We start from the raw sequence: 4,172 nt of genomic DNA on the forward strand, positions 1-4,172 counted from the left end.
TATTAAATCTGAAAATAGTTTTGTAAAGATGAGTTGCTTGCTAGCAATTAATTATCAAAAAAACTAATTTATAAAATTTAAGTAGAAAGATTTTGGCGTTTCGTAAACAAATTCGAGGAGTTCATAAAGAAATATTCTTGGTTCGTGTAATATTTTATAAGTTTATACAAGGAATTCTTTAAAAATGCTTGACTTAAACTCCATTTTTTCTATCTTTGTAATGTGTTCTTCGAACGCAGATTTTTTAACCTAATAACGTGGCGGCGTTATTAGGTTTTTTTATGCTTTTAATTCAAAATCAATTTTTGATACTCTTTACTAACAGATTCTTGGCTACTTCGTGGCTGATGAAAAGACTAGGGGCTTCGCCAAGACTAACACATAGCGATTTATCAAATTCATTCAATTCTTTTACGACAATATGACAACCTAAGGTTAGCCCTATCTTGGCTAAGTACTGTAAAAAAGTAGGGGAGTGTTCAGACACACCAACCATTACAACATGCTGTCCGACTGCAATTTCTGACAGATTTTGATAGCGTAATTCAGGCATCACTCCGAAAGTATCTGGAATTGGGTCACCGTGTGGATCAAACTTTGGAAAGCCTAAAAATTCGTCAAGTCTTTCAACCAACTCTTCTGAATCAATATGTTCTAATTGCTCTGCAATTTCATGTACTTCATCCCAATTAAAGCCCAATTTCTCAACTAAAAAAACTTCCCATAAACGGTGTTTTCTAATCACCTTTAATGCCACAGCCTCGCCCAACTCTGTTAGCCTCACACCTTGATATTTTTGGTAGTTAACCAGTTGTTTTTCAGAAAGTTTTCTAAGCATATCCGAAACAGATGCTGCCTTTGTAAGCGTCAGTTCTGCCACAGCATTTGTGGTGACTTCACTGCCAGTTTCCGCAGAAAGCTTATAAATTATTTTAAGGTAGTTTTCTTCCGTAAATGAAGTCATGACGAATATTCTTTGAAGGCAATAATAGTAGTTGTTTCTATGACAAAGATATTATTTAATAAGCGAAAAAATAAATTTTAGATTAATCTAAAAAAATATTTTGAATTGTAGTTGACAAAAAATAAATTTACATCATATATCTGAGACATACCTTACAATTTAATACAATATTCAGCATGGACCTTAAGAATACAATTATAAATCAGTCGTTACCAGAAGTATATGGTTCAATACATGTGCCTAAAACAGGTTCTTTTTCCAAAAAATTATGGGCTTTTACAGGCCCAGGCTTGATGGTTGCAGTGGGTTATATGGATCCTGGAAACTGGGCAACAGATATTGCAGGGGGAGCAAAATTTGGCTACACACTCATTTCGGTAATCCTTATTTCTAATATTTTTGCGATGCTCCTACAGCATCTATCATTAAAATTAGGAATTGCCACAGGACGAGACCTAGCACAGGCCTGTAGACATGCGTATTCAAAACCTGTTGCCATAACATTATGGGTTTTGTGTGAGATTGCTATTGCCGCTTGCGATTTAGCAGAAGTCATAGGCTCTGCCATAGCCATTAATTTGCTTTTTGGCTTACCGCTCACAGTAGGAGTAGTGATTACCGTTTTGGATGTCTTGGTACTGTTATATTTCCAAGGAAAGGGCTTTAGAACACTAGAATCTATTGTGGCTGGATTAATTTTTATGATTTTTTGTTGTTTTGGGTATGAGATATTTGTATCTCAACCTTCCATCAAAGAAATTTTTGGGAATATTTTACCTAAACCCGAAATCCTGACTAATCCTGAAATGTTGTACGTGGCCATTGGTATTTTGGGCGCTACGGTAATGCCTCATAATTTATACCTACATTCTAGTATTGTACAAACCCGAAATTTTGAAAAAAATAGTGAAGGAAAACGCTCGGCCATCTTTTTTGCGACGATAGACTCAAACTTATCATTATCAATAGCATTCTTTATCAACGCTGCTATTTTAATCATTTCTGCGGCTACGTTCCACCATACAGGAAATCAAAATGTGGCAGATATCAACGATGCTTATCACTTGCTCGACCCTGTTTTGGGCGTAAAGTTTGCTGGAATATTTTTTGCTGTAGCGTTATTGGCTTCTGGACAAAACTCTACGTTAACGGGAACTTTAGCAGGGCAAATCGTGATGGAAGGCTTTTTGAATTTGAGATTAAAGCCTTGGCTGAGAAGACTAATAACACGCTTAATAGCAGTGATTCCCGCTTTAGTCGTAACAATATTGTATGGAGAAAAAGGGACGGGAGAATTATTAGTACTTAGCCAAGTGATATTATCATTACAGCTTAGTTTTGCAGTAGTACCTCTGATTCTTTTCACAAATGATAAAACCCAAATGGGCGAATTTGTTAATTCCAAATTGATGAAAATTTGCTCTTGGATAGTAGCAATTATCATCATTGTATTAAACGGATATTTGCTTTGGGATACTATTTTTTAGTTATTTGTATTGCAAAATTAACTAAGCCATGAAGATACCAGAGACAAACGGATTGATTGACAACATCTATAAGTATGTACAAACGTATGTAGAAATTGCGAAACTTGAAGTAGAAGAAAGAGTTCAGGAAACGATTAAAAAGTTGATTATCGGAGCAATACTTGTATTATCTGGACTATTGCTTCTCTTATTCTTCCTTCTTACTTTGGCATTATTTTTAAACCATGTTTTCAAAAGCGAATACCTTGGTTTTCTAGTAGTTACAGTGTTACTAGCCATTGTAATAACGTTTGTTTTTTATCTTGGAAAAAAACTACTAAAACCCGATACAATTACAGAAAGTATTGAAGTAGAAACTCAATCCCCTTTTCAAGAAAATTAAAAGATAATTCTTTCTTTAAATTTTTACTCAAAAAAGCAATTTTTATTACTTTTGAATAGTTTTACATACATACACAGTTATTGTGTCAGCGATTTGTGCAATGAATTTACTCGGACAATAACAGAATAACGTAAAGATTATGTTTCCAACAGTTAGCCCCAAAAAAATCTCTGAACGTAAGCGACAATTACATTTAGAAGCGAAAGCATATAAAGAAACGATTGATGGACAGGTTAGCAACCTTAAATCAGAAGCTACCCGTATAGGTACGAGAGCCCTTATTATTGGTGGTGTTTTAGCTACTAGTTATTTACTATTTAGCTATTTGACCTCGGATAATGAAAAAAAAGTATCTGCCAAAATATCAGAAAACGGTAATTTACCTGTTATTGTAAAAAAAGAAAAAGCGAAAGAATCGTGGCTTGTTTCATCTATCAAAGGGTACATGTTGTCATTTTTAATGGCCATTGCTAAAGATAAAATCATAGAAGCCCTTTCGATTTTAAAAGAAAATTATGCAGAGAAATCTTCTCAATAAATTTTATGAGCTGAAGGCTCAAGGCAAAAAAGCATTTGCTGTCTTGATTGACCCCGACAAAGTCAATGAAGACAGCTTTTCGCATTTAATAAGCTTAAGTAAAGAGCAAGCAGTAGATTTCTTTTTTGTGGGCGGTAGTTTAATTACTAGCTCTATCATGGAAAAGGTAATTACGGATATTAAGGCAAACAGCGATATACCAGTGGTACTATTCCCTGGCAATAGCCTGCACCTTAATAATAAAGTAGATGGTGTATTATTCCTGTCATTGATTTCGGGTAGAAACCCTGATTACCTCATAGGTCAACAAGTAATTTCTGCCCCTATTCTGAAAAGAAGTGGCATAGAAGTATTACCGACGGGCTATATGATTATTGATAGCGGTCGCCAAACTACGGTTTCGTATATTTCTAATACCACACCCATTCCGCATGATAAACCAAGCATTGCTGCGTGTACGGCTATGGCAGGCGAAATGTTAGGATTGAAGTTAATCTATATGGATGCAGGTTCGGGTGCATACAATGCAGTTTCGCCAGAAATGATTGCCGCAGTACAGCAATCTGTTGATGTTCCCATCATCGTAGGAGGAGGAATAAATACTGCTAAAAAAGCGCATGATGCTTTAAGGGCAGGTGCAGATATTATCGTGGTGGGTAATGCCATTGAAGAACGAATGGAATTAATACAAGACATTGCTAAAACAGTCAGAAGTTTTAATGAAGTGAATTTACTTGCCTGAATAAGACTGTTTGAAAATCAAAAATCCATCCCTAGCGAGGGACTTAAGTCCCTCGCTAG

The 4,172-nt window shown here is 35.4% G+C and carries 5 protein-coding genes; 4 read left to right on the plus strand and 1 reads right to left on the minus strand.

Annotated features, from left to right (window positions below; genetic code table 11):
- Positions 1-298: 298 nt before the first annotated feature.
- Positions 299-964: a metal-dependent transcriptional regulator gene (locus AC07XN_RS23590; protein ID WP_494744833.1), complete on the minus strand. Its 666-nt coding sequence runs from the start codon at positions 962-964 to the stop codon at positions 299-301.
- A 176-nt stretch (positions 965-1,140) separates the two neighbouring features.
- Here AC07XN_RS23590 and AC07XN_RS23595 point away from each other — a divergent pair, with 176 nt between their 5' ends.
- The 4 genes from AC07XN_RS23595 (at position 1,141) to AC07XN_RS23610 (ending at position 4,113) form a co-directional block, all read left to right on the plus strand.
- Positions 1,141-2,451: an Nramp family divalent metal transporter gene (locus AC07XN_RS23595; protein WP_309922972.1), complete on the plus strand. Its 1,311-nt coding sequence runs from the start codon at positions 1,141-1,143 to the stop codon at positions 2,449-2,451.
- Positions 2,452-2,479: 28 nt separating this feature from the next.
- Positions 2,480-2,833, plus strand: coding sequence for a phage holin family protein (locus AC07XN_RS23600; RefSeq protein ID WP_494744834.1), 354 nt, complete (start codon positions 2,480-2,482; stop codon positions 2,831-2,833).
- Between the two features lie 139 nt (positions 2,834-2,972).
- Positions 2,973-3,371: a hypothetical protein gene (locus tag AC07XN_RS23605; RefSeq protein ID WP_309922968.1), complete on the plus strand. Its 399-nt coding sequence runs from the start codon at positions 2,973-2,975 to the stop codon at positions 3,369-3,371.
- Positions 3,349-4,113, plus strand: a complete 765-nt coding sequence (locus tag AC07XN_RS23610) for a phosphoglycerol geranylgeranyltransferase (protein WP_309922966.1) — start codon at positions 3,349-3,351, stop codon at positions 4,111-4,113. Before AC07XN_RS23605 ends, AC07XN_RS23610 begins: the two co-directional genes overlap by 23 nt.
- Positions 4,114-4,172 lie beyond the last annotated feature (59 nt).

The organism is Arcicella sp. GW458-12-2-14-TSB2 (assembly GCF_059423785.1).

What these genes read in the sequence shown, in the direction of transcription:
- AC07XN_RS23590 (WP_494744833.1), bottom strand. Translation starts at nt 964, where the DNA reads ATGACTTCATTTACGGAAGAAAACTACCTTAAAATAATTTATAAGCTT.
- AC07XN_RS23600 (WP_494744834.1), top strand. Translation starts at nt 2,480, where the DNA reads ATGAAGATACCAGAGACAAACGGATTGATTGACAACATCTATAAGTAT.
- AC07XN_RS23610 (WP_309922966.1), top strand. Translation starts at nt 3,349, where the DNA reads ATGCAGAGAAATCTTCTCAATAAATTTTATGAGCTGAAGGCTCAAGGC.
- AC07XN_RS23605 (WP_309922968.1), top strand. Translation starts at nt 2,973, where the DNA reads ATGTTTCCAACAGTTAGCCCCAAAAAAATCTCTGAACGTAAGCGACAA.
- AC07XN_RS23595 (WP_309922972.1), top strand. Translation starts at nt 1,141, where the DNA reads ATGGACCTTAAGAATACAATTATAAATCAGTCGTTACCAGAAGTATAT.